The organism is Algoriphagus formosus (assembly GCF_002807035.1).
Taxonomy (GTDB): domain Bacteria; phylum Bacteroidota; class Bacteroidia; order Cytophagales; family Cyclobacteriaceae; genus Algoriphagus; species Algoriphagus formosus.
The window spans coordinates 41,075-67,547 of sequence record NZ_NIUC01000005.1 but is presented as its reverse complement, the minus strand read 5'-3'; the positions used below and the strand labels follow the sequence as shown (position 1 = coordinate 67,547).

Annotated in this window: 21 protein-coding genes; 9 read left to right on the top strand and 12 right to left on the bottom strand. The window is 42.2% G+C overall.

The window, feature by feature from the left end:
• Positions 1-40: 40 nt before the first annotated feature.
• On the bottom strand, positions 41-745 hold the full coding sequence (locus tag CDH51_RS19185; RefSeq protein ID WP_100630195.1) for a gluconate 2-dehydrogenase subunit 3 family protein: 705 nt from the start codon (positions 743-745) through the stop codon (positions 41-43).
• Positions 746-748: 3 nt separating this feature from the next.
• Positions 749-2,491 carry a GMC family oxidoreductase gene (locus tag CDH51_RS19180; RefSeq protein ID WP_026946911.1) on the bottom strand — a complete coding sequence of 581 codons (1,743 nt, stop codon included), beginning with the start codon at positions 2,489-2,491 and terminating at the stop codon, positions 749-751.
• Positions 2,492-3,009: 518 nt separating this feature from the next.
• On the opposite strand from CDH51_RS19180, the gene CDH51_RS19175 reads away from it, so the two are divergent.
• From CDH51_RS19175 to CDH51_RS19165, 3 genes are read left to right on the top strand one after another with little or no spacing between them, the layout of a single operon-like run.
• On the top strand, positions 3,010-3,849 hold the full coding sequence (locus CDH51_RS19175) for a BKACE family enzyme (RefSeq protein ID WP_100630194.1): 840 nt from the start codon (positions 3,010-3,012) through the stop codon (positions 3,847-3,849).
• A gap of 6 nt (positions 3,850-3,855) precedes the next feature.
• Entirely contained in the window at positions 3,856-4,695 is an 840-nt protein-coding gene (locus CDH51_RS19170; protein WP_100630193.1) for a glycosyltransferase family 2 protein, read from the top strand.
• A gap of 7 nt (positions 4,696-4,702) precedes the next feature.
• Entirely contained in the window at positions 4,703-5,395 is a 693-nt protein-coding gene (locus CDH51_RS19165; RefSeq protein WP_100630192.1) for an LbetaH domain-containing protein, read from the top strand.
• A gap of 15 nt (positions 5,396-5,410) precedes the next feature.
• On the opposite strand, the gene CDH51_RS19160 is transcribed toward CDH51_RS19165, so the two are convergent.
• Positions 5,411-6,112, bottom strand: coding sequence for an arylesterase (locus CDH51_RS19160; protein WP_100630191.1), 702 nt, complete (start codon positions 6,110-6,112; stop codon positions 5,411-5,413).
• Between the two features lie 198 nt (positions 6,113-6,310).
• Here CDH51_RS19160 and CDH51_RS19155 point away from each other — a divergent pair, with 198 nt between their 5' ends.
• A complete protein-coding gene (locus tag CDH51_RS19155; RefSeq protein ID WP_026946913.1) occupies positions 6,311-6,988 on the top strand; it encodes an ABC transporter ATP-binding protein in 678 nt (225 codons plus the stop codon).
• On the top strand, positions 6,981-9,506 hold the full coding sequence (locus tag CDH51_RS19150; RefSeq protein WP_100630190.1) for an ABC transporter permease: 2,526 nt from the start codon (positions 6,981-6,983) through the stop codon (positions 9,504-9,506). Before CDH51_RS19155 ends, CDH51_RS19150 begins: the two co-directional genes overlap by 8 nt.
• Before the next feature lie 34 nt (positions 9,507-9,540).
• Here the strand turns inward: CDH51_RS19150 and CDH51_RS19145 are convergent, their stop codons facing one another.
• The 3 genes from CDH51_RS19145 to CDH51_RS19135 form a co-directional block, all read right to left on the bottom strand.
• Complete coding sequence (locus tag CDH51_RS19145) at positions 9,541-9,981, bottom strand: DinB family protein (protein ID WP_100630189.1); 441 nt, start codon at positions 9,979-9,981, stop codon at positions 9,541-9,543.
• A 77-nt stretch (positions 9,982-10,058) separates the two neighbouring features.
• The gene (locus CDH51_RS19140) at positions 10,059-12,455 is read right to left on the bottom strand and encodes a ribonucleoside-diphosphate reductase subunit alpha (protein WP_026946916.1); all 2,397 of its coding nucleotides are present in this window, start codon (positions 12,453-12,455) and stop codon (positions 10,059-10,061) included.
• Between the two features lie 42 nt (positions 12,456-12,497).
• On the bottom strand, positions 12,498-13,475 hold the full coding sequence (locus CDH51_RS19135; protein ID WP_026946917.1) for a ribonucleoside-diphosphate reductase small subunit: 978 nt from the start codon (positions 13,473-13,475) through the stop codon (positions 12,498-12,500).
• 598 nt (positions 13,476-14,073) lie between these two features.
• Here CDH51_RS19135 and rplU point away from each other — a divergent pair.
• From rplU to CDH51_RS19115, 4 genes are all read left to right on the top strand, one after another.
• A complete protein-coding gene (gene rplU / locus CDH51_RS19130) occupies positions 14,074-14,385 on the top strand; it encodes a 50S ribosomal protein L21 (protein WP_024283345.1) in 312 nt (103 codons plus the stop codon).
• A gap of 35 nt (positions 14,386-14,420) precedes the next feature.
• Positions 14,421-14,681: a 50S ribosomal protein L27 gene (rpmA, locus tag CDH51_RS19125; RefSeq protein WP_024283344.1), complete on the top strand. Its 261-nt coding sequence runs from the start codon at positions 14,421-14,423 to the stop codon at positions 14,679-14,681.
• Between the two features lie 151 nt (positions 14,682-14,832).
• Positions 14,833-17,541 carry a S9 family peptidase gene (locus tag CDH51_RS19120; protein WP_100630188.1) on the top strand — a complete coding sequence of 903 codons (2,709 nt, stop codon included), beginning with the start codon at positions 14,833-14,835 and terminating at the stop codon, positions 17,539-17,541.
• Between the two features lie 92 nt (positions 17,542-17,633).
• Positions 17,634-20,696 (top strand): WD40/YVTN/BNR-like repeat-containing protein, encoded by a 3,063-nt coding sequence (locus CDH51_RS19115; protein ID WP_100630187.1) that lies wholly within the window; start codon positions 17,634-17,636, stop codon positions 20,694-20,696.
• A gap of 34 nt (positions 20,697-20,730) precedes the next feature.
• On the opposite strand, the gene CDH51_RS19110 is transcribed toward CDH51_RS19115, so the two are convergent.
• From CDH51_RS19110 to lipB, 6 genes are read right to left on the bottom strand one after another with little or no spacing between them, the layout of a single operon-like run.
• Positions 20,731-21,360, bottom strand: a complete 630-nt coding sequence (locus CDH51_RS19110; RefSeq protein ID WP_100630186.1) for a rhomboid family intramembrane serine protease — start codon at positions 21,358-21,360, stop codon at positions 20,731-20,733.
• Positions 21,361-21,363: 3 nt separating this feature from the next.
• Entirely contained in the window at positions 21,364-22,350 is a 987-nt protein-coding gene (locus CDH51_RS19105) for a polyprenyl synthetase family protein (RefSeq protein WP_100630185.1), read from the bottom strand.
• Positions 22,313-24,508 (bottom strand): ribonuclease R, encoded by a 2,196-nt coding sequence (gene rnr / locus CDH51_RS19100; protein WP_100630184.1) that lies wholly within the window; start codon positions 24,506-24,508, stop codon positions 22,313-22,315. The genes CDH51_RS19105 and rnr overlap by 38 nt, the downstream gene beginning before the upstream one ends.
• 41 nt (positions 24,509-24,549) lie before the next feature.
• Positions 24,550-25,299 carry a 3'-5' exonuclease gene (locus CDH51_RS19095; protein ID WP_100630183.1) on the bottom strand — a complete coding sequence of 250 codons (750 nt, stop codon included), beginning with the start codon at positions 25,297-25,299 and terminating at the stop codon, positions 24,550-24,552.
• A 6-nt stretch (positions 25,300-25,305) separates the two neighbouring features.
• A complete protein-coding gene (locus CDH51_RS19090) occupies positions 25,306-25,707 on the bottom strand; it encodes a hypothetical protein (protein ID WP_100630182.1) in 402 nt (133 codons plus the stop codon).
• A 14-nt stretch (positions 25,708-25,721) separates the two neighbouring features.
• Positions 25,722-26,438 carry a lipoyl(octanoyl) transferase LipB gene (gene lipB / locus CDH51_RS19085; RefSeq protein ID WP_100630247.1) on the bottom strand — a complete coding sequence of 239 codons (717 nt, stop codon included), beginning with the start codon at positions 26,436-26,438 and terminating at the stop codon, positions 25,722-25,724.
• Between the last annotated feature and the right edge of the window lie 35 nt (positions 26,439-26,473).

Genomic DNA, 26,473 nt, shown 5'->3' with positions numbered 1-26,473 from the left:
ATAAAAAAATCCACGAAGTTATCGTGGATTTTATAGTTGATTAACCAACAATATTTCCATCATCGTCCCATTCGACGACTTTACCCCGGTCTTCAGGTTTGAGGTAAAATGCTGTATATTTTTCGGGATTGGAAAGTCCATGTTTATCCAAGACCTGCTGTGGAATTCCGTCCCAGACATTCGGTGTGTTTCCTTTGTAGCCCATGTACCTCCAGCCTGCCTCTGTGGTAAAATAGCCTGTGCAGGTTAGATTTCGAAGCAAATTGAACCAGCGAACTCCTCCTTCATAAGCAGGGTCAGCCTTATCTGGCCAAGCTACCAATTCGACGATTTCAATCACTTGATTTTTGGAAAGCTCATTGAAAGGCTTGCCAAATTTCTCGTCAGCTTCAAAGTCCAGCCACATCAAACCACCCCGCATAGGAGTCTGATAGCCTGGCTGATCCAGCATCATAAAGTCCATGAAATCAGTCACTTTCAATTCAGTAGCTGCCGGAGACTCGGAATCAGCCGGCATAATGATATCTACCAGGGTATCCAGTTTTTTGCGCTCCTCCTCTGTGAAAAAGGAGTCAGCCAAAAGTTTGGCGTCTCTTGCCTTTTCCTCAGCGGTTCGACCTCCTGGGGTGCCGCCTTCGAAAATCTGTCCGGTAACAGCTTGCTCCTCTGGTTCGCATCCAGTCATCATCAAGCCCGCTCCCAGAGAGCCTGTGAAAAGCAATTTGAGGTTTTCTCTTCTGTTCATGGCTTAGATATTTTTTTGTTTCAACTGATCTACAATGTAATCGGAAGTTCTCCAAGACAAGGCAAGAATGGTCCAAGTTGGGTTTTTGTCTGCCTGTGAGACAAAAGGTCCTGCGTCGACTACGAATAAATTGTCGCAGTCATGGGCTTGGCAATTGGAGTTGACCACGGACGATTTAGCATCATTACCCATTCGGGTTGTGCCGACCTCGTGAATGATTCGCCCAGGTGCCGCTAGTCCATACTTGCTTTCAGGTCCGGGTTTTGAACCTAGCAATATCGCCCCAGCATTGGTCAGGATTTCCTCAAAGGTATCCTGCATATGTTTCGCCTGCTTGATTTCCTGATCAGACCAAGTATAATTAAATCGAAGTACAGGAATTCCATATTTGTCGACTACATTCGGATCGATCTCACAGTAGTTGTCGTAGCGAGGAATACTTTCACCTCTTCCTGACATTCCCAGTGTGGAGCCATAAATTCTTCGAATATCTTTTTTCAGTCCCTCTCCATAGCCGCCATTTGGACTTGGATTACCAAATTCATCTTTGATATATTTTCGCATGCTATCCATGCTCATACCGGTACCGTAGGCAGGTTGCCCCATACCTCCCCAGTATTCAATGTGGTAGCCTCTTGCAAAGTCCAACTTCTTATTATCTAACCACCAAGGGGTGTACATGTGCATGCCACCAACACCGTCTTCATTATATCGTTCTCGATCAATCAAGTCAGGCATGATTCCCATTCGGTCAGCACCTGTAGAATCATGTAAATATCTTCCAAGAACGCCTGAGTCCCCGCCGATTCCATTCGGGTGAGACTTCGATTTGGAGTTCATCATGATCCGTGCTGATTCACAAGCAGAAGCACCAAGGACGACTACCCGAGATCGGAGTTTGTACTCTTTCATATCCACTTTGGATACAAAAGAAACACCAGTTGCTTTACCTTGATCATCGGTCGTTACTTTGCGTACCATTGAAAAAGTGTAAAGGTCAACCTTTCCTTTTTTCATGGCAGGATGTACGAGACAAGTTCCTGCAGAAAAGTCTGCATAGGCCTGACAAGCTCGATTACATTGGTTGCAGAAAAAGCAAACGCCCCGCTCATTATTGATAGGGCGGGTCAGCATGGAGAGGCGTGATGGAATCATAGGGATTCCGGCACGATCTGCTCCTTTCTTTATAAATAGTTCATGAAGCCTAGGTTTTGGTGGAGGAAGGAAAAAGCCATCAGGCTCGTTGTAAATACCTTCTTTGGTGCCAAAAACTCCGATCAACTTATCGACACGGTCATAGTAGGGCTTTAACTCATCATAGCCGATAGGCCAGTCATCACCCATGCCGTCAATGCTTGCTCTTTTGAAATCATTCGGACCAAATCGAAGAGATATTCTTCCCCAGTGATTTGTTCGGCCTCCGACCATACGAGATCTGAACCAGTCGAATTGAGTGCCGTTTTTTCTAGTGTAAGGTTCACCTTCGATATCCCATCCGCCGATAGCTGCATCAAAATCTCCAAAGGGGCGAATTCTTGTTCCTGCTCCTCTTCTTGGTGATTCCCATGGTGGTCTGAGTTGAGTCCGGTCTTCGTCCTTAGCCGGATCAAAGTCGCCACCTGCCTCTACAACGGCTACCGAAAGGCCGGCCTCTGAAAGAACCTTGGAAGCCATGCCTCCTCCGGCACCGGAGCCTACAATAATCACATCATAGGTATCCGGAGTCTCTTTGATTTGAAAGCTCATTTTTTAAAAATTTTAATGAAGTCGAAAATATAACACGATTTTTTTAAATTAAGGAATCTTTGTAATTCATCTTAAATTTTTTTGTTTTTGAAAATGTGACTCGCTAGGAACAGGTTTAGACTTTCTTTTAATGATAGCTTTAGGTTGGTTCTGTTTGTAAAGGAGAGAAAACAAATATTAAAAAAGACATATTTGATCTATTGTATAGAGCAATTACTGACTTTTTGTATTTGAAAATCCACCTTTATATCACAGTTCTATTTCTCGTTGATTTTGAATTAACATTAATTTGAGTGCTTCATCCGCTATCATCAAAGACTTTCCTCTCATAAGCTTACTTTTTATTTGATTTAGGAGATTTTTAATCAATTCCTCAGATCAATTTTAGTTTTTACCAAAGAGAGTCAAATCAATAAACTAACTGTTTTTCACATTATTCACTCCAAAAAACTTTTTGTGTTTCCACTAATTAATAGAATATTTGATTAAGGGTTTTTCTATAAATCAAAAAGAATCAGATGAGTAAAATAATAATCAATTTTTGTCCTACCGGCATGGTTCCAACCAAGGAGATGACACCTCATGTGCCTGTATCACCTTCAGAAATCATAGAACAGACACATGAGGCATACGAAATTGGAATTACTATAGCGCATCTTCATGCTAGGGAAAAAGATGGAGTTCCTACCTACAAAGCAAGTATTTATCAAGAGATCTTTGAAGGTGTACGAAAGCACTGTCCAGATTTGGTTATTTGTGGAAGCAGTTCGGGGAGAAATTTTCCAGAGTTCGAAAAGCGTTCTGAGTTGTTGGAACTGCAGCCTGATATGTGCTCACTTACCTTGTCTTCTTTAAACTTTTTGAAGCAAGCTTCAGTAAATGCTCCTGATATCATAATTGGTCTAGCCAATAAAATGAAAGAAAATGGTGTCATTCCAGAACTAGAGTGCTTTGATCTTGGAATGATCAATTTTGGAAAATATTTAATTCAAAAGGGAATTGTGGAAGGCCCCTATTATTGGAACTTACTGTTTGGGAATATCGCTGGATTCCAAGCTCAATTAAATCATGTAGCTACAGCTCTACAAGAGATTCCAAGTGATCATTATGTGTCTCTAGCAGGATTGGGCAAATATCAGCTGTCAATCAACTCGATGGCAATATCGCAGGGTCTTGGTGTCAGAGTTGGGTTAGAAGACAACATTTGGTGGGATCGAGCGAAAGATCAGAAAGCTACTAATGCTCAGTTGGTAAAACGAGTTCATGAGCTTATCAAACTCAATCAAAAAACTTTTATGGAGCCAAAAGAATTTGGCAGGTTGGGTTTTTACAATACCCTAAAGCAAGTTGAATTGTAATTTTTAATGGAATATCTAGGTGAGTCGAAACCAGTTAATTCTATCGAACCTTTAGTATCGGTTTGTGTCCCCACTTTTCAGCATGAAAAATTCATTGAGGAATGTCTAGCTAGTATATTAAACCAGAAAACGGACTTTCCATTTGAGATTTTGATAGGCGAAGACGAAAGCCCGGACCGTACTCGAGAAATATGCAAAAAAATTGCCCTCGAAAATCAAGATAAGATTAGATTATTTTTAAGAAAAGACTCAAAAAAAATCAAACTTTTTGGCAAAAAGGCAGGTAGAGGAAATCAATTGGGATTGTATGGGTCAGCAAGAGGGAAGTATGTTGCATTTTGTGATGGAGATGATTTCTGGTTAGATCCACTGAAGCTACAAAAGCAAGTAGATGCATTAGAATCATATCCTGAAGCTTACATGTGCATTACCAATTATAGCATAGGCACTAATGAAGGGGAAGTAAAAATCCCTCAGGGAAATAAGATATTTACAAAAAAAGAGCATAAGAAAATGTCTTATTTTGGACATGTTTCTTGTTGGTTGGTCAGAAATAGAATGAATTTACTCTTAAAGAATAGAATCATTAAAAAACCATTACCCTTGGATGCCATATTGTTTGCTTTTTATAAGCAAATGGGAGATATTTTTTACCTCTCCGATATTACCAGTGTGTATCGTTACAATCCCAACGGGTTATATCTAAGTCAAACCAATAAGAATAAGCATTTAGTGAATATTTCTAATGCTTGGTACAAATTCAGATATATCGATCAGGATTTCACACATTTCTTCCGTTCCTTTTCTTATGAGTTGAAAAGATATTTTGCTCATTTGATAAATTAATCTCCTAATGATGATTTCAAAAGAAGAAAAATTTAAGCTGATACTATTGGGGCATAGTGAAGCAGGTGTTGGTTTAATGACAGATCTTGTAAACGAAAGCTTTGGAATTTCTCAGTTTGATGTGGTGAAAAATGTCGATTTGCCGGATTGCCAATTTGTCCCTTCCTTATATGATATCCATTACTTTTCTGATAGAGAGTATGATTTCGAAGCGAATAAGCCTTTTATGGTCCAGTTTGGCGTTCAGCAATCCCATATACGGTTTATTTTATTTCAACATTTCAATGAATTAGGAGGAATCTCCCAAGAAGATTATCTACCGGTAAGGCACAGACTAAGTTATGTTGCTCCGAGTGCTAGCTATCAGGGAGGTGTTTTGATTGAACCTCAAGCGGTTGTTTCTTCATTTTCTCGGCTGGGTTTCGGTGTTTCTGTAAAACGTTCTGCGTCAGTAGGGCATCATGCTTCCTTGGGGGATTTTGTAAGTATCAATCCAGCTGCAGTTTTATCGGGATATGTGGAAGTGGGTGAAGGAAGTGAGATTGGATCGGGGGCAGTTATTTCTAATAACGTCAAAATCGGCAAGCGATCCCTGATTGGTGCTGGTAGCGTCGTGACAAAAGACATTCCTGACGGAGTGATTGCTTATGGAAATCCCTGCAAAGTGGTAAAAGAGAATTCCATTTGGAAAGATGTCTAGTCTATTTTAAAAATCTTAGCTATTCGTAACCAAGTCTCTGATATAAGGCCAAACCGTTTCAAAGACGATCTGATGCCCTTCTTCAGTAGGATGAATTCCGTCTGGTAGGTTCAAATCTGGATTTCCTGCGACCCCTTCAAGGAGAAAGGGAATAAGTGTCACGTTCTTTTCAGCAGCCACTTCTGGGTAAATGGATTTGAATTCATCGGTATATTCTTGACCCATATTCGGTGGGATTTGCATTCCTGCCAAAATGATATGAGTCTCAGGATACTTACTTCTAACCTGGTCGATAATTTTCTCCAGATTGCTACGTGTTTCGCTAAGTTGGATGCCTCTCAGACCATCATTACCACCGAGTTCCAGCACAAAAATGTAAGGCTCTTCTTCTAAAAACCAATCTAATCGACTAAATCCACCTGCAGTAGTTTCCCCGCTTAGCCCCCCATTGATCACGCGGTAATCTAAACCCAAACTATCCAAACGCTGCTGGGTAAGCCCGGCAAAAGAGTCTTCCTTATCTATTCCATATCCAGCAGTCAAACTATTTCCAAAGAAAAGGATTGTCTTCTTGGACTCTTTTTCTACAGGTTCATTCTCTACGCTGCCAAGTTCTTCAGTTTTCGAAGTTTTATTTTCACTGCAGGATGAAAATATGGTAACCGAAAATAAAATCAACAATAGTAGGTATGAAGAGGAGGTTTGGAGTTTGTTCATTATTTCAAAAGCGCTTTCTGTGGTTAAATGTTCTGATAAGTAGTCAAATAGGAACCAATTTGGACCGTTTGACAGTTTCTTCTACAATTTTCATCAATAATTGGTTTAGATTCACTCAATAAAAAATTTTCTTTCAAAATATATTGGCAGTTAGAGTTGATCTAGCTATGAGCAAAATCCAAAACGAAATAACATTTCATGAATATTCTTTCAGTAAAAGACCTGAGTAAAACCTATAAAAGTGGTAGTCGTAGTTTGACTGTTCTTGATCAGGTGAATTTTGATATCCAGGCAGGGGAGACTATCTCTATTGTCGGACCTTCAGGTAGTGGTAAAACCACCCTTTTGGGGCTTTGTGCAGGTTTGGACTCTGCTTCTACCGGATCAGTTCAGTTAAATGGTCAAGCACTTGAAAAGCTAAGTGAAGACCAAAGAGCAGCAGTCAGAAATCAAGATGTTGGATTTATTTTTCAAAATTTTCAATTGCTTCCAACGCTCACCGCCCTCGAAAATGTCATGGTCCCTTTGGAACTTAAAAAGCGAAAAGATGCCAGAACCAAGGCCTTAGAGCTTTTGGAAAAAGTAGGACTCGGCGACCGGGCGACTCACTATCCCACGCAACTTTCAGGAGGAGAGCAGCAGCGGGTTTCAATCGCAAGGGCTTTCGCCAATGAACCCAAAATTCTTTTCGCGGACGAGCCAACAGGGAATCTAGATACTGAGACTGGTGAAATGATTGAAAAGCTGATCTTCGACTTGAATAAAGAAAAGGGGACCACGCTTGTCTTGGTCACACACGATACTGAATTAGCAGGTAAGACTCAGCGAATCATACACATCAAAGGAGGAAAAATACAGGAGGATGCCCATGCCTGATTTTGCTTGGATTCTAAGGATGGCTTTTCGGGATTTCCGAAAAAATATCTCACGTTTACTCCTCTTTGTCAGTTCCATCGTGGTTGGTATAGCCGCTTTGGTAGCTATAAGCAGTTTTGGTGAAAACCTCACTTCGGATATTGATAATCAAGCTAAAGAGCTTTTAGGGGCGGATTTGGTTCTTGAAAACAACAAACCTATCGGAGATCAGCCCATCGATTCGATGGCTTTAAATACAGCTTCCGAGGTCAATTTTGCATCAATGGTTGCCTTTCCAGCCACAGGGGCTAGTCGATTGACTCAGGTTCGTGCCTTGGAAGGGGATTTTCCATTTTACGGTTATCTAGAGACAATTCCAGCTTCGGGGGATGCAGATTTTCGAGCTGGAGGAAAAAAAGCTCTGGTCGAGAAAATTTTGATGGCCCAGTTTGATGCTCAGGTGGGAGACATCATCAAGGTAGGAGAGGTAGAATTTGAAATTGCCGGAGAACTTCAGTCGGTGCCTGGTCAAACCGGAATCACTGCCACTGTGGCTCCTGCCGTCTATATTCCAATGGCTTACCTGGAAGAAACTGGCTTGGTCCAATACGGAAGTCGTGTGGAGTATAACCGCTATTTTGTATTTGCCGAAAATACAGACATTGATTTACTTATCGAGCCTTTCGAGGATGAATGGGAAATCGAGCGGATTGACGCAGATACGGTAGAAGATAGAAAGCGATCAACAGGGAGGTCATTTGAAAATCTGTCCAATTTCTTGAGCTTGGTTGCATTTATAGCTCTACTCTTGGGCTGTGTAGGTGTGGCTTCTGCTGTCAATGTATTTGTGAAGGAAAAACTAGCCTCCGTGGCAGTTTTACGCTGCTTGGGAGTTTCCTCACGGGATGTCCTTTTGATCTATCTTTTTGAGATTCTTGTGATGGGGCTTTTTGGGGCGATTTTAGGTTCCATACTCGGGACATTGTTACAATTTATTCTCCCTGCTGTTTTTGCAGATTTCTTGCCAGTGGAAGTGACAGTCGGAATTTCTTGGCTTTCGGTAGGCTTTGGAGTGATTACCGGACTCTTTGTCTCGGTATTATTTGCGCTTTTACCATTGTTAAAGGTTCGAAATGTGTCCCCAATGGCTACGCTTCGTCCTGAGACGGCAGATTCTAGATTGATGAAGGATCCCTCTCGATGGGCTGTGATTGCCGGGATTTTGATTTTCATTTGGGGTTTTAGCTATTACTTACTTGGATCAGCACAGCTAGCTTTTGGCTTTACCGGGTTTGTAGTTTTTGCCTTTGGTATTCTATGGGGAGTTGGCCAATTGATCATGTGGGCAGTACGGAAGTTTTTACCGATTTCACTCCGATATACTGTGCGTCAGGCCTTATCTAATCTTTATCGACCCAATAATCAAACCATCTCATTGATTGCTACCATCGGCTTGGGTACAGCGATGATTAGTACGCTTTTCTTTCTTCAAAATCAATTGCTCGAAGAAGCAAAATTTGCTGATAAGGAAGATCAGCCCAATTTGCTAATGTTTGATATTCAAACACCCCAATTGGAGGCTGTAAAGGAAAAAGTGACTGGACGTGATCTGAGGATTTTGCAGGAGGTCCCTATTGTGACGATGCAATTGAATGAGATCAACGGAGTAGATAAGCGAGAAAATGAAGAGCTTCCGGATGATGAAAATTACTCTCGATGGATGTACAACCGGGAATATCGAGTCACTTACCGGGATACATTGATTGATACCGAGACAATAGCAGAAGGTGAACTGATCCCAGTTGGTGCTCGGGGAGATTCCATTTTTGTGAGTCTTTCAGCCAGTTTTGCAGAGGGAAATAATCTGAAAATCGGTGATGAGATCGAATTCAATGTGCAGGGCCGACCAATCAAAACCTACATTGGAAGCTTTCGGAATGTGAAGTTCAATCAAGTCTCGACCAACTTTATTGTACTGTTTCCAAATGGGGTATTAGAGCAAGCTCCTAAATTCCATGTGATCATTACACGGACCAAAAATGATCGGGAATCTGCGGCTATTCAATCTGAAGTGGTGCGGGAATTTCCCAATATTTCTATAGTCAACCTGGGAGTGATCGTCGAAACGCTGGAAGATATTTTGAACAAAATTAGCTTTGTGATCCAGTTTATGGCATTTTTCAGTATTGCTACGGGAATTTTGGTTTTGATTTCTTCACTCATCATCAGCAAATATCAGCGGATGCGAGAAAGTATTCTTCTCAGAACGCTTGGTGCCGGTTCTGGAACTGTAAGTAAGATCAATACGCTGGAGTATTTCTTCCTAGGTAGTCTAGCCTCACTGTCAGGGATAATCTTGTCTTTTGCAGCTACTTGGCTCTTGAGCGCATTTGTGTTCGATATGAACTTTAGACCGGCTTGGGGCGCAGGCCTGATGCTCTATTTGGCGATTACAGGACTTACGATTGTGCTAGGCTGGTTGAATGGTCGAAAAATCATCAATCAACCTCCTATGGAAATCCTGAGAGGAAATGGATAAAAAGGAAAAAAGGGCGTTTCGCCCTTTTTTTATGTCAAATTCCAAACTGGCTGAGATGATGTTTGAAGTGCTTCGCATGAAAGCGCAGCCATTCTTGGTGATTTAAATAGCCAAAGCGAGGATGAATAGCCTTAAAGTCAGGTTCTTGTTTATACTTTTCCTCAAACTCTTCGAGGCTTTGTACCAGCTTTTCTTTGGCCGTATCCAAGTTTGGGTGGCGAAGCTCAGGAAGGTCACCGGTATCATTTGGAGCTTTGATCCCTTTGGGAAATTCCATCTCAGTATCGAGTAAAAGACGTTTCATTTCTAACTGTTTTTCCGAAGGGGTGAATTCAGGGATTTTAATTCTGCCGGTGGAAAGCTTGACTGTGATGGTCAGGTGCTCCAGTACATGTTGGGGAGTCATTCTTCCAAAAATTGGCTTTTGCTCGGCGCTTAGGTTTTGGATTTTTTCGGCTATTTCTACAGAAGTCATGGTTATTGTTTTTTCAAAGCTAAAAAAAGCGCCCAGAACTACTAGGCGCTTTTTCAAATTGACGAACTCTAAAGTTTTTAACTGCCGCACATTTCGCAGTCATCTGGATTGTCCAGAGAACAAGTGATTGCAGCTTGTTTGTCTTGCAAGTCTTGTGCAGTAGGAGTGGAAATTTCTTCCTGATCCACCAATGCGCTCTTATCAAGTGTGAACTTGATCGCTGCAGCTGCAGCTTGAGATCTTAGGTAGTACATGCCTGTCTTGAGACCTTTCTTCCAGGCGTAGAAATGCATGGAAGTAAGTTTTCCAAAGTTTGGATCCTGAAGGAAGACATTCATACTTTGAGACTGGCAGATATAAGCACCTCTGTCAGCCGCCATATCGATGATGACTTTTTGTGAGATTTCCCAAACGGTCTTATACAGATCCTTGATGTTTTGAGGAATGTTTGGAATATCCTGTACAGATCCATTGGTAGATATTAATCTGTTACGCATTTTATCATCCCACAAGCCTAACTTGATCAGGTCATGCATCAAATGCTTATTCACGACAATGAATTCTCCAGATAGGGTTCTTCTTGTGTAGATATTGGAAGTGTAAGGCTCAAAGCACTCATTATTTCCCAGAATCTGTGAAGTAGAAGCCGTAGGCATTGGAGCTACTAGAAGGGAGTTTCTAAGTCCAAACTTCTTCACTTTATCTTTCAACTCATTCCAATTCCATCTGCCTGACTTCGGATTTACACCCCACATATCAAACTGAAGAATTCCTTGAGAGGCTGGAGAACCTTCATAAGTTTCATAAGTACCTTCCACCTTCGCTAGTTCCATGGAAGTTTCCACAGCAGCATAGTAGATGGTTTCAAATATGTCTTCATTTAGCCCTTTAGCTTCCTCCGAATCGAAAGGCATTCTGAGCATGATGAAAGCATCAGCTAAGCCTTGAACTCCCAAGCCGATTGGTCGGTGACGGAAGTTAGATCGTCTAGCTTCTTCTACAGGGTAGTAGTTGACATCGATTACCTTGTTGAGGTTTCGGGTGGCTACTTTGGTGATTTCATAGAGTTTTTGATGGTCGAAATATCGCTTTCCATCAGGACCCGTAGCCACATATTTTGGAAGTGCAATAGAAGCTAGGTTACAGACAGCTACCTCATCAGGTGAAGTGTACTCGATGATTTCAGTACACAGGTTGGAAGACTTGATAGTTCCAAGGTTTTTCTGATTGGACTTTCCATTTGCAGCGTCTTTATATAGCATGTACGGAGTTCCCGTCTCGATTTGAGATTCAAGAACTTCAAACCATAGCTCTTGGGCTTTGATCGTCTCTCTAGCTCTTCCTTCCCGCTCGTACTTTTCATATAGTCTTTCAAACTCCTCCCCGTGACAATCTGAAAGTCCAGGTGCCTCATTGGGACAGAATAGCGACCAGCTTTCGTTGGCTTCTACTCGCTTCATGAATAAGTCTGGAATCCAAAGTGCGTAGAATAGATCCCTTGCACGCATCTCTTCTTTTCCGTGGTTTCGCTTTAGCTCCAAGAAGTCTTTGATATCTGCATGCCATGGCTCTAGATAGATGGCAAATGATCCTTTACGCTTTCCTCCTCCTTGATCTACATATCGGGCAGTCATGTCGAAGTTACGAAGCATTGGAACGATACCGTTTGATACGCCATTGGTTCCTTTGATATAAGATCCCTTGGCACGCACATGGTGTACAGATAGGCCGATTCCACCAGCTGACTGCGATATTTTAGCACATTGCTTTAAAGTATCATAGATACCGTCAATACTATCTTCCTTCATTGTCAAAAGGAAGCAAGAAGATAGCTGTGGTTTTGGAGTACCAGCATTGAATAGGGTAGGAGTGGCATGAGTAAACCACTTCTCAGAAAGGAGATTATAAGTCTCTATTACTGAATCAATGTCATTCTTATGAATTCCCACAGAAACCCGCATCAGCATGTGCTGAGGACGCTCCACTACTTTCCCATCCAGTTTGATCAAATAACTTCTCTCGAGTGTTTTGAATCCAAAGAAATCATAACCAAAGTCACGCTTATAATCGATTGCCTCGTCTAAGCGAGCAGCATTTTTCTTGATAATTCCATACACTTCCGTATCCAAAAGCTGAGCGTTCTCACCAGTCTTTGGATTGACATAGGTGTATAGTCTTTTCATCGTATTAGAAAAAGACTGGCTAGTCGTCTTATGGAGATTGGAGATTGCAATACGGGCAGCAAGGATGGCATAATCCGGATGTTTGACCGTCAAGGATGCACATACTTCCGCGGCAAGATTATCTAGCTCAGAAGTACTCACTCCGTCGTAAAGACCATCGATGACCTTTTTGGCTACTTCGATGGGCTGAATATATTTTGGATCCAATCCATCGCATAGGTTTTCTATCCGGGCAGTGATTTTGTCAAACCGGACCGATTCGCGTCTTCCGTCTCTTTTGATTACTAGCATTTCGATTTGGGTTAAGGTTGTGGGATAGGTTATGGGTATTGTTTAAAAATCTTCTTCGATAGAAAAACGAGAAGCACTTGAGGTTTCTTGGGATTTCATTACCCCTGCCTTTTGATAATCTCCAACTCTCTTTTCGAAGAAATTTGTCTTTCCTTGAAGGGAAATCATGTCCATAAAGTCGAATGGATTGGTGCTGTTCCAGACTTTATCGCATCCAAGCTCCATCAACAATCGGTCAGCGACAAACTCGATGTATTGACACATCAAATCTGCATTCATTCCGATCAATCTTACTGGGAGTGCGTCAGTCACGAATTCTTTCTCGATTGCTACCGCATCCATAATGATTTCGCGGACGGTGTCTTTTGGAAGTGGGTTGACCACATGCTTGGTGTAAAGATGACAAGCAAAATCACAGTGCAATCCTTCATCACGGGAAATCAATTCATTGGAGAAAGTCAGTCCCGGCATCAAGCCTCGCTTCTTCATCCAGAAAATAGAGCAGAAAGAGCCGGAGAAGAAAATACCTTCAACTGCTGCAAAGGCAATCAGTCGCTCCTGGAAATTTCCGTTATCAATCCATCGTAGTGCCCAGTCTGCTTTTTTCTTTACACAGTCAATATGCTCGATGGCATTGAGTAGTCTGTCTCGCTCAACAGCATCCTTTATATAAGTGTCGATGAGAAGGCTGTATGTTTCAGAGTGGATGTTCTCCATGGCAATCTGAAAACCATAGAAAAATTTAGCCTCTGTATATTGAACTTCTGCCACGAAGTGCTCAGCCAAATTTTCATTTACAATCCCATCGCTGGCTGCAAAGAAGGCCAATACGTGTGAGATAAAGTGGCGTTCGCCGTCATTTAGATTTTTCCAATCAGTTAAATCCTGACTAAGGTCAATCTCTTCGGCAGTCCAGAAACTTGCCTCCGCCTTTTTATAGTATTGCCAAATATCAGGGTGCTGAATGGGGAATAAAACAAATCGATTCTTGTTGTCTACTAAAATGGGTTCCTCTTGCATCGTTCTCTCTGTTTATTTATTCAATGGAAAATTTATCTCCTGATTCAAAATTGACTGGGCGAAGGATCTGACCTTCTGGGATAGAAAAGGCTGCCTTTTCAGAACAGCCTCTGAACAAATATGTGAACCAAATTGGATAAATAAAACCCCTTAAGAGCAACTTGAATTGAGTAATTGACCAAAGGTCAAAAACATTATAATAGGTTGTAAATCAATATTTAAATATGTCTTAAATCAAGTTAAGGTTTAAAAAATTATCAATTTACAGGGGGTGAAAAGTTTTTTCAATTATTTCAAAAAAATTTTTTTTAATCCTGTTCAATCAAAAATTTGAACGTAGGTCAATTTTTTAAATTCTATTAAACCATTGAAAATCAATATAATATGGAAATGTCTTTGAGTAAAAAATATTATTTTGTAAGGTCTAGATTTTCTTGATGATTATTTTTTGAGTCATAAAGGTACCGATTTATCGAATTGGATGGTCTCGAATAGAAATCAGGGTAATTCCAAAATCGAATTTTTAAGTAAGCTTTTTTCTTATCGGATAGTTATCTATATTTGCACTCCGATTTTCATAAAGAATCAAAATCACAATATGTACGCAATCGTAAACATCGCTGGTAAGCAGTTCAAAGTAACTAAAGATCAGTCCATCTACGCTCCTAAATTGGACGCAGAGGCTGGCGCTTCCGTGGAATTTGACCAAGTACTGTTGGCAGAAGCTGACGGAAATGTGTCAATAGGCGCACCACTTCTAGAAGGTGCAAAGGTATCTGGCAAGGTGCTGGATCATGTTAAAGGTGATAAAGTGATCGTCTTCAAAAAGAAGCGTAGAAAAGGCTACAAGAAGAAGAATGGTCACAGACAAGATTTCACTAAGTTATTGATCGAAAATATTTCACTCTAAGTTTTCATTTTAGAAAACCTTAAACGTATTAAACCATGGCACACAAAAAAGGTGTAGGTAGTTCCAAAAACGGTAGAGAGTCCCACTCCAAGAGATTGGGCGTGAAAAAGTTTGGTGGTGAGGCTGTAATCGCCGGAAACATCATCGTAAGACAAAGAGGTACTAAGCATCATCCTGGCGAAAACGTAGGATTGGGTAAGGATCACACGTTGTTTGCATTGACGGACGGTAAAGTTGCTTTTGTAAAGAAAGCTGACGGTAAGTCAATTGTAAACGTGCTTCCTGCTGAAGCTTAAGTTTTATAAATTCAAATGAAAGGGCGATCGATAGATCGCCCTTTTTTTGTGCCCGATGATTTTATTTTTACCTCAGATGTAATTTGTGTTTGTTTTTTAACTGCAGTGGTCAATCTTGTCCATTGTCTATAAATAGCTTAATCCACTGCATATGAGAATATTTACACTAATCTGTCTGTTTGTTTTCTCCTGTCTGAACCTTCAGGCTCAGCAGAAGACACTCCAATTAGAAGACTATCCCAAGTGGTCTAGGATTATTTCGCCGGAAGTATCTCCTACAGGAGACTGGTTCGCCTATTCCCTTAGACCAAATGGATCTGATGATACGCTTCATATTATGTCAGTAGCGGATCGATCCATTATCCGCGTTCCAAACGGTTCGAGGCCTGCATTTTCCAAAAAAGGGAACTATGTGGCCTATTTCACCAGACCTATTGAAGAAGAAGCTGAAAAGCTCAAAAAGGCCAAAAAACCGATCGAACAAAAAGCTCATGTGCGTAAGCTTTCCGGAGACGCAGAGTACTCAATTGCCAATGCCGCTTCAATGGCATTTTCAAATGATGGCAAGTTTTGGGCAGTTTTGAAGAATAAGCCTGAGGGTGCCAAAGGTGCAGACCTGATTCTCTATGATCTTGATAAGGAGCAGGCCATGTCAATAGGAAACGTAAGTGAATTCGCTTTTAATCAGAAGAGTTCGCATTTGGCTTACCTTGTTGATGCGGAAGATCAAATTGGCAACGGTGTTTACCTGTTGTCATTGAGCTCAAAGTCCACTGATCTGTTGGATGCTTCCAAGGCCAGCTATCAAAGCCTTACTTGGGATGACCAAAATGCCAAAAAGGAAGAGTATGAAGAGAAAGGAAACCAACTTGCGGTTTTAAGAGGTAATAAAGTGGATACTCTTTGGCAGCAGCCCAATGATTTGTTGGTTTTTTATAATCTGGATATGGAACCGAAGATGGCTACGCTGGACTCCAAATCATCTGGCTTTCCAGCAGACTTTGTCATCAGTGATAAAGAAGCCCTTTCCTTTTCCGAAGATGGTAAGTCTATCTTTTTTGGAATTAAGGAGCAGGAGGAGAAAATCAAAATGAATAAGGATACAATTGCTAATGTGGACGTATGGCATTGGAAAGATCCCTACATTCAGTCAGTACAGATTGTAAGAGCCAATAGGAATAAAAACTTTACCTATCAATCCGTTTATCATTTCCAAAATGACGATTTCAAGCAACTGGCTGATGAGGAAATGAGGACGGTTTTGGATTCTAAGCATCCAAAATACCGATTGGGAAGAGATGAAACCCCGTATATCAGTGATGTGAACTGGGGCGTTTCTCCAGCTGATTTTTATCGAGTCGATATTACTTCCGGTGATAAAAAGCTCATTGCGAAAGAGGTCAAGCGTCCATTGAGTTATTCGCCGGACGGTCGATATTATTTGTATCAGAAAGATACAGCCTTGATGGTTTATGATTTTGACACTGAGCAGATCACAGATGTTTCTTCGAAAGCTCCCCTAGTATTTATGGATTTGGAGCATCCTTATCCGCATGAAAAGCCTCCCTATGGAGTGGCTGGCTGGACTAAGGATGGTAAGCATGTAATTGTCAATCACAAATTTGACCTTTGGCAGCTTGCCTTGGATGGCTCCTCTGCGGAAAATATCACCAAAATTGGAGATGCTGAGGAAATCAGATTCCGCCTGGTACAGCTTGATCCAAACCAAGAGTGGGTGGATACCGATCAAGCTCTACTTTTATCAGCTTATGGAGAGTGGACTAAAAAGGAAGGATTTTATGAATTAGAGGTGGGTAAATCTCCCAAACCACTGGTTTATGAAGATTGGAGCTATGGTAACCCTATGAAGGCCGAGGAATCTGATCGGGTCTTCTTTACCAAACAGACCTTTGAGAATTTTCCTGATTATTACGTCGCCAATACTGCTTTCAAAAGTCAGGAAAGGATTACCGATGCCAATCCTCAACAGGCAGAATATGCTTGGGGAAAGCGAAAACTTATTGACTTTACTGATAGCAGAGGTAATAAATTACAAGGGACATTGACGCTTCCTGCAGGGTATGAGGAGGGCAAAGCCTATCCAACTATCATGTACTTCTATGAAAAAATGTCCAATCGCCATCATCAGTATTCCATGCCTGTTTACGATGATCGACCTCATTTTTCTACTTACGCGAGTAATGGCTATTTGATATTCATGCCGGATATCGTTTTTGATGAAGGTCGTCCGGGAACCAGTTCGTTGGATGTCATTACTTCAGCTGCCAAGGAATTGATCAAGCTAGGATATGCCGATGCAGATCGAATTGGGCTTCAAGGTCACAGTTGGGGTGGATATCAGACTTCTTTTATCCTTACTCAGACGGATATGTTTAGATGCATTGTCACGGGAGCTCCTCCGACCAATCTGGAGAGCTTTTATAACAATATCTATGGAAGCTCCGGGACAGTCCACCATGGTATCATGGAAATTGGTCAGGTGAGAATGGGTAGGGGTGTAACTCCTTGGACACATCGGGAGGATTATCAGCGGGAGAACCCCATGCATCATGTGCCCAATATTAAGACACCTTTCATGATACTTCACGGAACGGATGATGGAGCCGTAGACTGGTCTCAGGGCTTGGAGTTGTTCAATGCGGCTCGAAGAAATGGTAAAGAGGTGATTTTCCTTTCCTACCCCAAGGAAGGGCATCACTTGGCCAACGAAGCGAATCAAAAGGATTTTCAAAGAAGAATGAAGGCTTATTTTGATCATTACCTCATGGACAAGCCTGCTCCTAAATGGATGATAGAAGGTGTTCCTCATCTGGAAAAGCAGTATGAAAGAGCCGATTGATCGATTTTGGTAATAAATCTCCCACTAGATTCCGCCCTAATAGAAAAAATTAAGTAAGTTTTAACCATAAAAAATTGCCAACCTTAATATCTATGAACAAAACAAAGCAATTGGGATTAGTGATGCTCTTCATAGCATCATTATTTCTCTTTGAAGCAAAAGCCCAAAATGTCCCTGATCCTCAGGTGTATAAAGCGCTAGAGTGGCGTTTAGTCGGCCCATTCAGGGGTGGGCGATCCGATGCCGTTACAGGGGTAAGTGGATCAGACCACACTTATTATTTCGGAAGTACAGGTGGAGGAGTTTGGAAAACAGTAGACTCCGGGAAAACCTGGAAATCCGTTTCTGATGGCTACTTCGGTGGATCCATTGGAGCAGTAGCCGTTGCAGAAAGTGACACCAGTGTCGTCTATGCAGGCGGTGGTGAAAAAACCGTAAGAGGGAATGTTTCTTTTGGATATGGTATTTGGAAAAGTACCGATGCCGGAAAAAGCTGGGAGAGAGCCGGACTTGATAAGTCACGATTTGTGGCAAGACTGCGAATCCATCCCGAAAACCCTGATGTAGTTTATGCTGCTGTGATGGGAGATATCTTTAAGCCTGATGAAACCAGAGGAGTCTTTAAATCGACCGACGGTGGTGCCAATTGGGAAAAAGTCCTTTATGTCAGTGACGTAGCTGGAGCAGTGGATCTGGTTTTGGATCCAAATGATCCTGAAACCATCTATGCCACTACTTGGGAAATCAAGCGTACACCCTATTCACTTGAGAGTGGAGGGCCAGGCAGTAAAATGTTTAAGTCCACAGACGGAGGTAAAAACTGGGAAGACCTAACCCAAAAAGAAGGCTTTCCAGAAGGAACTCTCGGAATCATGGGGATTGCAGTTTCTCCTCTGAATTCAGATCGCTTGTATACCATCATAGAAAATGAAAACGGTGGTGTATATGTATCCATGGATGCAGGTGAGTCTTGGACTCGCACCAATGAAGGCCGAAGTCTACGTCAGCGTGCATGGTACTATTCAAGAATCTACGCGGACCCTCAGGATGAGGAAACGGTCTATGTATTGAATGTAAGCTATCACAAATCCACTGATGGTGGTAAAACCTTCAAAGGAGCCAATGCTCCACATGGTGATCATCACGACCTTTGGATTGATCCAAACAATAATCAGCGTATGGCTATCGCAGATGACGGCGGTGCCCAAATCTCTGAAGATGGTGGTGCAAGCTGGTCAACTTACATGAATCAGCCAACTTCTCAGTTTTACCGCGTCACCACTGATAACTCTTTCCCATATAGAATCTATGGAGCACAGCAAGATAACTCCACGGTGAGAATCAGACATCGAATTGATGGAAGAGGAGGAATCACCGAGGATGATTGGGAACCAACAGCAGGTGGAGAATCCGGTTGGATTGCACCAGACCCTGATAATAATGACATCGTTTATGGAGGGTCTTATGGTGGATACTTGACTCGTGTAGATCATGACAAAGGAATTACTCGCTCTGTAAACGTGTGGCCTGATAATCCTATGGGTCATGGAGCTGAGGATATGAAATACAGATTCCAGTGGAATTTCCCTATTTTCTTCTCTCCGCATGATTCAGATTTATTGTATACCACGAGTAATCAGTTTCACAGGTCTAGAGATGAGGGACAAAGCTGGGAGGTATTTTCCCCTGACCTTACAAGAAACGATAAGAGCAAGCTAGGGCCTTCAGGAGGACCGATCACCAAGGACAATACCTCTGTGGAATACTATGCGACTATCTTCACTGCTGCTGAGTCTCCTTTAAAGCAAGGTGTGATTTGGGCTGGATCGGATGACGGTTTGGTGCATGTGACCACAGATAATGGAGAGACTTGGCAAAATGTCACACCAAGTGATATGCCGGAATGGCTACAGATCAATAGCATCGAAGCGAGCCCATTTGACCCAGCTGAGGCCTATTTTGCTGCTACAGGCTACAAAATGGGGAACTACGAGCCATATCTGTACAAAACAAAGGATTATGGGAAAACCTGGACCAAAATCACATCCGGGATTGACCCGGAGCACTTTACCAGAGTGGTAAGAGCCGATCCAGTGAAGCGTGGAATGCTTTACGCAGGTACAGAGACTGGCATGTATTATTCCAAAGATGATGGAGCTACTTGGCATTCGCTTCAGATGAACCTGCCGATCGTTCCAATAACAGACCTAGCCATTAAAGAGAATAACCTCATTGCAGCAACTCAGGGACGTTCTTTTTGGATCATTGATGATTTGACAGTGCTTCACCAAGCAGAGCCAGGAATTGAAAACAAAGCTCTACACCTTTTCAAACCACAGGATTCGTATCGAATTGATGGCTCAAGCAGAAGCTCAAATTATGCCGGAACAAATCGGGATGGAGGAGTTTTGGTTTACTACTTCATGAAGGAAGAACCAAAGGATGAACTTCGAATTGAGTTTATGGATAGCAATGATAATGTTCTCAGAACATTTTCTTCCAAAGGCTATAATGGTGACACACTTAAGGTAAAAGCGGGAAGTAATGAGTTCAACTGGAATCTTCGGGTAGAGGATGCAGAAGGCTTTGACGGGCTGATTATGTGGGCTGCTAGCTTGAGAGGGCCTAAAGTGACTCCTGGGGATTATAAAGTGAAAATGACTCTAGATGGACAATCCCAAGTTCAGCCATTCAAGGTATTGGCAGATCCGAGATATCCTTCTACCCAAGCCGATTTGGAGGAGCAGTTTGAGTTTCTGATGAATGTCAATAGAAAACTGACAGAGACTCATCAGACCATCAAGCTGATTCGTCAGTATCGTGCTGAGTTGGATAGTATGGAAACCAAGCCTGCCAATTTGGAGGCCATTCAAGCGGAGATGACTGAGATAGAGGAAACTTTATATCAAACCAAAAATCGAAGCGGGCAAGACCCTTTGAATTTCCCGATTCGACTGAATAATAAATTGGCTCACTTGAACTCAATCGCTGGCAATGGAGATTACAAGCCTACAGATCAAGCAGAGGAGGTCAGAGCAGAATTGACAGAGCAGATAGATGTACAGCTAGCGCGATTCAAGCGACTCGAACAGGAGGAAATTTCCAAACTCCTGAATATCGAGGAGCTGAGAACCAAGCTGGATATTAAAAAGTAAATTTGAACCTCCCTGATTTTTCAGGGAGGTTTTTTTAAAATATGCTGAAATTTTTGATTTGCTCTACAAAGTCCAGAGCACTATTCGGGGATAAAACCAAAATGAAAATTATTCCAAATAAGGCCCCATACAGGTGAGCGTCGTGATTGATTCCGTCGCTATCCTGCTTGCCTTTGGTGTAGGAGTAAATTAGAAACAGGGCCCCCAGAATAAACCCTGGCAAGCATAGAATTCCAAATAGGCAAATATCAGCCAGTGGAAGAATGATGATACTGGCAAAGACAGTAGCTGCGGTCCCGCCTGAAGCACCTAATGCTCTGTAGTAGGAATTGTCCTGATGCTTCAGGTAAGTAGGAATATCCGCAATGATTATCCCCAAGAGGTAGAATAGGATAAAGATGATTCCCCCCGTAGTACTTCCATACTTGAAAGCCAGAAACTGCTCCACAACCCTTCCAAAGAAGTAGAAGGTAAACATGTTGAAGAGTAGGTGAATGTAGTCTTTATGAATAAAGCCTGATAGGACGAAGCGATCCCATTGCTTTCTGAGCTTGATCAAGTAGGGAGTGAACATCCAGCGTTCGATCAGTGAAAGGTTTGAAAAAGCCAAAAAGCTACTGATTGCCGTAAGGGCAATAATGATAACCGTGATGGATACGTTCATGATTTATTTTTCTCGGTGGACTAGGGCTTGTGTGATTTCCAGCAAGCTTTGGTAATATGGGTTTTCCGATTGAGCAAAAGTTTCCAAAAGCTCGAATCCGCTCTGGAAATAATCATTCATTCTATTTTCGGCTAGCTTTCGTACACCCAATTTTTCATAAAGCTCCTTGACGGCTTTCACTTTCTCTTCCGGATCAAATTCCTTCTTAGCTAACCAATCTTTCAAAACTTTTTCATCTTCACCTTTTGCCAGCTCAAGTGCCTTAATCAAGAGGAAGGTTTTCTTGTTTGAAATGATATCCCCACCTACCTGCTTACCGAATTTTGCTTGGTCCGCAAAGACGTCCAATAAGTCATCCTTAAGCTGAAAACCTACTCCGATATTCACACCAAAGTCATACAAGCACTTTTGATCCTCCTCTGAAGCTCTGCCCAGCATTGCCCCGAGTTTAAGAGCAAAACCCAATAGAACAGCTGTTTTCAGCCGTATCATCTCGATGTATTCGTCCTCATGAACTTCATCTCGAAGTTCGAAATTCATGTCTAGCTGTTGTCCCTCACAAACTTCGGCGGCCGTCTGATTGAATTCCTGAATAAGTTTACCCAGAATATCAGCCGGACTCGGCAGCAAGAGGTCATAGGCCCTTACTAGCATGACATCACCTGATAGAATGGCTACATTGGCATTCCATTTTTCATGAACTGTCGCCTTTCCTCGGCGGAGAGGCGCTTCGTCCATGATGTCATCATGCATCAGGGTGAAATTGTGAAAAACTTCTATTGCAGCAGCCTGACTGAGGATTTTTTCAGGATTGTCTTGATAAAGTCCATAGGACAAAAGGCTGAGCAAGGGCCGGATTCTTTTTCCTCCAAGTGATAAAATATACCGGATGGGGTCATAAAGTTCATCGGGTTTTTTTCCGAATGAATAGGTACTGAGGAAATTCTCTAATTTATCTAGGAGTTCGGGTGCGATGGGGTTTTTCGTCATTATCTGCAAATTCCAGGTCGATGGTTCTTCGGTCGATATCGGTATTAACTACACGAACCGAGACTTTGTCGCCCAAAGTGATCATTTTTTTTGATTTGGTTCCGATGAGTCGCATGTTTCGTTCATCGAATTCGTAGTAATCATCCGAGATGTCTGATACCCGCACCATTCCTTCGCACTTGGTCTCAGTGATTTCTACAAATACGCCCCATTCGGTGACTCCTGAGACAATTCCCTCATAGTCTTTATCTTCTGCCAGCGACATATATTCCACTTGCTTATACTTGATGGATGCTCGCTCAGCATCAGCGGCTCTTTTTTCCCGATCTGAGGAGTGAAGACATTTTTTCTCCCAGTCTTCTGCATCGGGTGATTTTCCACCATCCAAGTAATGCTGAAGAAGTCGATGAACCATCATGTCAGGATAGCGTCGAATGGGTGAGGTGAAATGAGTGTAATGGGCAAAAGCAAGTCCAAAGTGACCTTTTGGTTCGGTCGTGTACTTGGCCTTTGCCATGGACCGAATAGCAAGTTGCTCTAGCACATTCTGCTCGGGTTTTCCCTGAATCTCGTCCATGAGCTTATTCAATGAACTCGATACCTGTCGTTCATTGTCTAGGTTGAGATTGTGTCCAAATCGCTTTGCAAATCCAGAAAAGACTTCTAATCGATCCATGTCCGGCGAATCGTGCGTACGATAGACAAAGGTATCCTTGCCGTTGTTCTTTTTGAAGATGAATTCTGCTACATACTTATTTGCCAATAGCATGAACTCTTCGATCAATTTGTGAATGTCCTTACGCTCCTTGACCATCAGGCCTAATGGCGTACCTTTCTCGTCCAGTTTAAATTTGACCTCTACAGTCTCAAAGTTAACCGCACCGTTTTGGAAGCGCTGTTTTCTGATTTTTTTCGCCAGTTCATTCAGATGGGTAAGCTCCTCAAAAAAGTCACCTCCTTGCTTGTCAATATTTTCTTGAGCTTCTTCATAAGCGAAGCGACGATCCGAGTGGATTATTGTTCTCCCGATCCAGTGCTTGAGCACTTTCGCATTTTCATCTAGCTCAAAAACACATGCAAAAGTGAGTTTATCTTCATTTGGGCGAAGAGAGCAAAGACCATTACTCAATCGCTCAGGGAGCATGGGAATTGTTCGATCTACCAGATAAACGGAGGTAGCACGCTCGTAGGCTTCCCGCTCCAAAGCCGTTTTGGGCTGAACATAATGCGTCACATCGGCGATATGCACGCCTACTTCGAGATTTCCATTTTCCAGTCTTCGATAGGAAATGGCATCATCAAAATCCTTGGCATCTGCTGGGTCGATGGTAAAGGTGGTTACCTCTCTGAAATCCTCCCTTTTTTGAATTTCTTTCTTGCTGATTTCTTCAGAAATAGCATTTGCCTCAGCATCCGCTTCTTTTGGGTATTCAAAAGGCAACCCAAATTCGGCCATAATGGAATGGATTTCTACTTCATGGACTCCAGCCTTTCCTAGTACTCGGGTTACTTTTCCTGTTGGATTCTTATCTCCTTCTCTCCATTCGGTCAATTTGACGACCACCTTCTCATTGTGCTGGGCACCTTCTAGGTCTCCTCGATGTACAAAGATGTCCTTATGCATCTTTTTGAAATCAGGAACGACAAAAGCGAACCGAGGGGAAATCTCCACTCTTCCGACAAACTCATCGCGAGCCCGCTCCAGAATTTCCAATACACGGCCCTCACTTCTTCCGCTTCGACCTTTATTTGGATAGACCATGACTCGGACGCGGTCATCATCCAGGGCTTGCTTGAGGTCTGCTTCTTTTACTAGTATATCTCCGTCTGTTTTTTCAGGGTCTTCAGGCACAATGTAGGCGAAGCGGGGATTGACATAATCCACTTTTCCAATGATAAAATCTGGATCCTTTTTCGACGCGTAATAATTCCGTGGACTTTTGGATAGCGTGCCATTCTCTACTAGCTTGATGAGGATGGGTTCTACCGCATTTTTGGAGAGCGAGTCTCTGATTTCCAGTTTTTTGATAATCTGCTTGGCAGAGTATTCCTCTCCATAGTGATTGTCTAAAAATGTTTTGATTTTTCTAGCCAACTGCGAAGCACTGGGTGATTTGCCTCTTTGGTTGTTTTGGTTTCGATTAGATTTTCTTCCCATAAAGGGTCTTGTTTAATTTAAATGATAAAAATTTCCCCGGTTTATTTATGTGATTTTTTGAGCTCCTCAAGGTGCACTACTTCTATTTCCATTTCATCCAGGGTAGGGTTCATTGCAAGGTACACTCTAGCGGTGACTTCCACATCTTTGAGACAATACTTCTTGATTCGCTCAGTGTCTTTTTCAAGGTGAAAAGTTCCATTTACCTGACTTCCGTCGAGGTCATCCTTGGAGGTAGGTATGCCAAATACCGATGCTAATAATTCTAGACGGGTGTAATATTTGTAGTCCCCAAATTTCCAAAGTTCCATGGTATCAAGATGGCGGACTTCCCAAGGCTTTTTACCGGCTATTTGTAAGGGTTCAGGTAAAGGGACTCCCTGAATGAGCATTCGTCGACAAAGGTAGGGGAAATCGAACTCTTTGCCGTTGTGTGCACAGAGAACCCATTTTTTCTTTTGGAGTAACTCCGAAAAGGAGACTAATAGTTCCCGCTCGTTTTCATCCTGAAATACTTTCGATCTGAAAATCAGCTTTTTATCTTTCTTTTTCCACTGAAAATAGCCGACGCCTACACAAATGACTTGGCCAAATTCAGCATGAATGCCTGCTCGGTCAAAATACAGCGAGCCGGGTTCTATGAGGCCCTCAGGATCCTTTTGGAGATGTTGTTCTTTTTTTATCCATTCTTCTTTCAGCCGCTCATTTAGCTCGTCAAACCGCCCTGTTAGAGAGGCTGTCTCAATGTCCAAAAACAATATATCGCCTAGTTGATCAAAAAAATCTGCCATGGATTTCTAACTATGTAAAACCCCTTCCAGTCCAAGTTCGGGTATCATCCGCTGCAGTGAGGGGTGAAAACTGCCTGGAGTAAAGATAAACTTTTTGTCAAAAATCTGATCTAGGATGTAATAGCTCACCCAAAATTCATTGGTCAACTCGAATACAGCAGGGTCAATGGGTTCGATTTTAGCGACAGTTTGGGCCCCTAATTCCTCGATGAGATGACGGAGGGTGGAGGTTTTTCGTTGCTCTCCTTCCAATTCGCCATACCCTTTCGAAGTGATCATGACATTTTTGAGTTCGATCAGGTTGAGGTTGATGATGTAAACCGCCCAATCTTCCCCTGATTCCGTTTCCGTTTTTGCAATTGCGAGTTTCACTCCAGTCACCGGAGAAAAATCAATATCTTTCTTCATCCTTTAATAATCATTCAGACCCATTCCCATTCGAATAGATCTGCGAGGTGTTTTTTTACTTTTTCTTTAGCCTCAGCCTCATCCACTTGATGGCCTAGTTCAAGATGGAGGGATGTGACCGCTTTGTCATCAATGCCGCAGGGGACGATATGGCCAAAATATTCCAAGTTTGCGTTGAGATTGAAAGCAAAGCCATGCATGGTAACCCATCTACTGGATTTGACTCCCATGGCACATATTTTCCGTGGGTTCTGCTGTTTGATATGATCGAGCCATACCCCTGTGAGTCCTTCGATTCGCCCGGCTTCAACGTCATAATCGGCAAGTGTTCTAATGATGGCTTCTTCCAAAAAACGGAGGTATTTGTGAATATCCGTAAAGAAGTTTTCCAAATCTAAAATAGGGTATCCTACCAATTGTCCCGGGCCATGATAGGTGATATCGCCTCCCCGGTTGATCTTGTAGAATTTTGCCTGATGCTTTGCCAGACCTTTTTCATCCAGAAGTAGATTTTCTTGCTTTCCGCTTTTTCCCAAGGTATAGACGTGAGGATGTTCGACGAAAAGCAGGTGGTTTTTACTGGCCTTTTGCTCGGAAAGTTCTGCTTTCCGATTCGCGATTTTCAGCTTGACAATCTCATCAAAAAGTGACTCTTGATAGTCCCAGGCGGCTTGGTAGTCCATGGGTCCAAGGTCTATGAAATTCACTTTTTTATTGATAACTTCATTCATAATTCTTTCTCCGAAGTTGAAGTAGAAACCTTGCT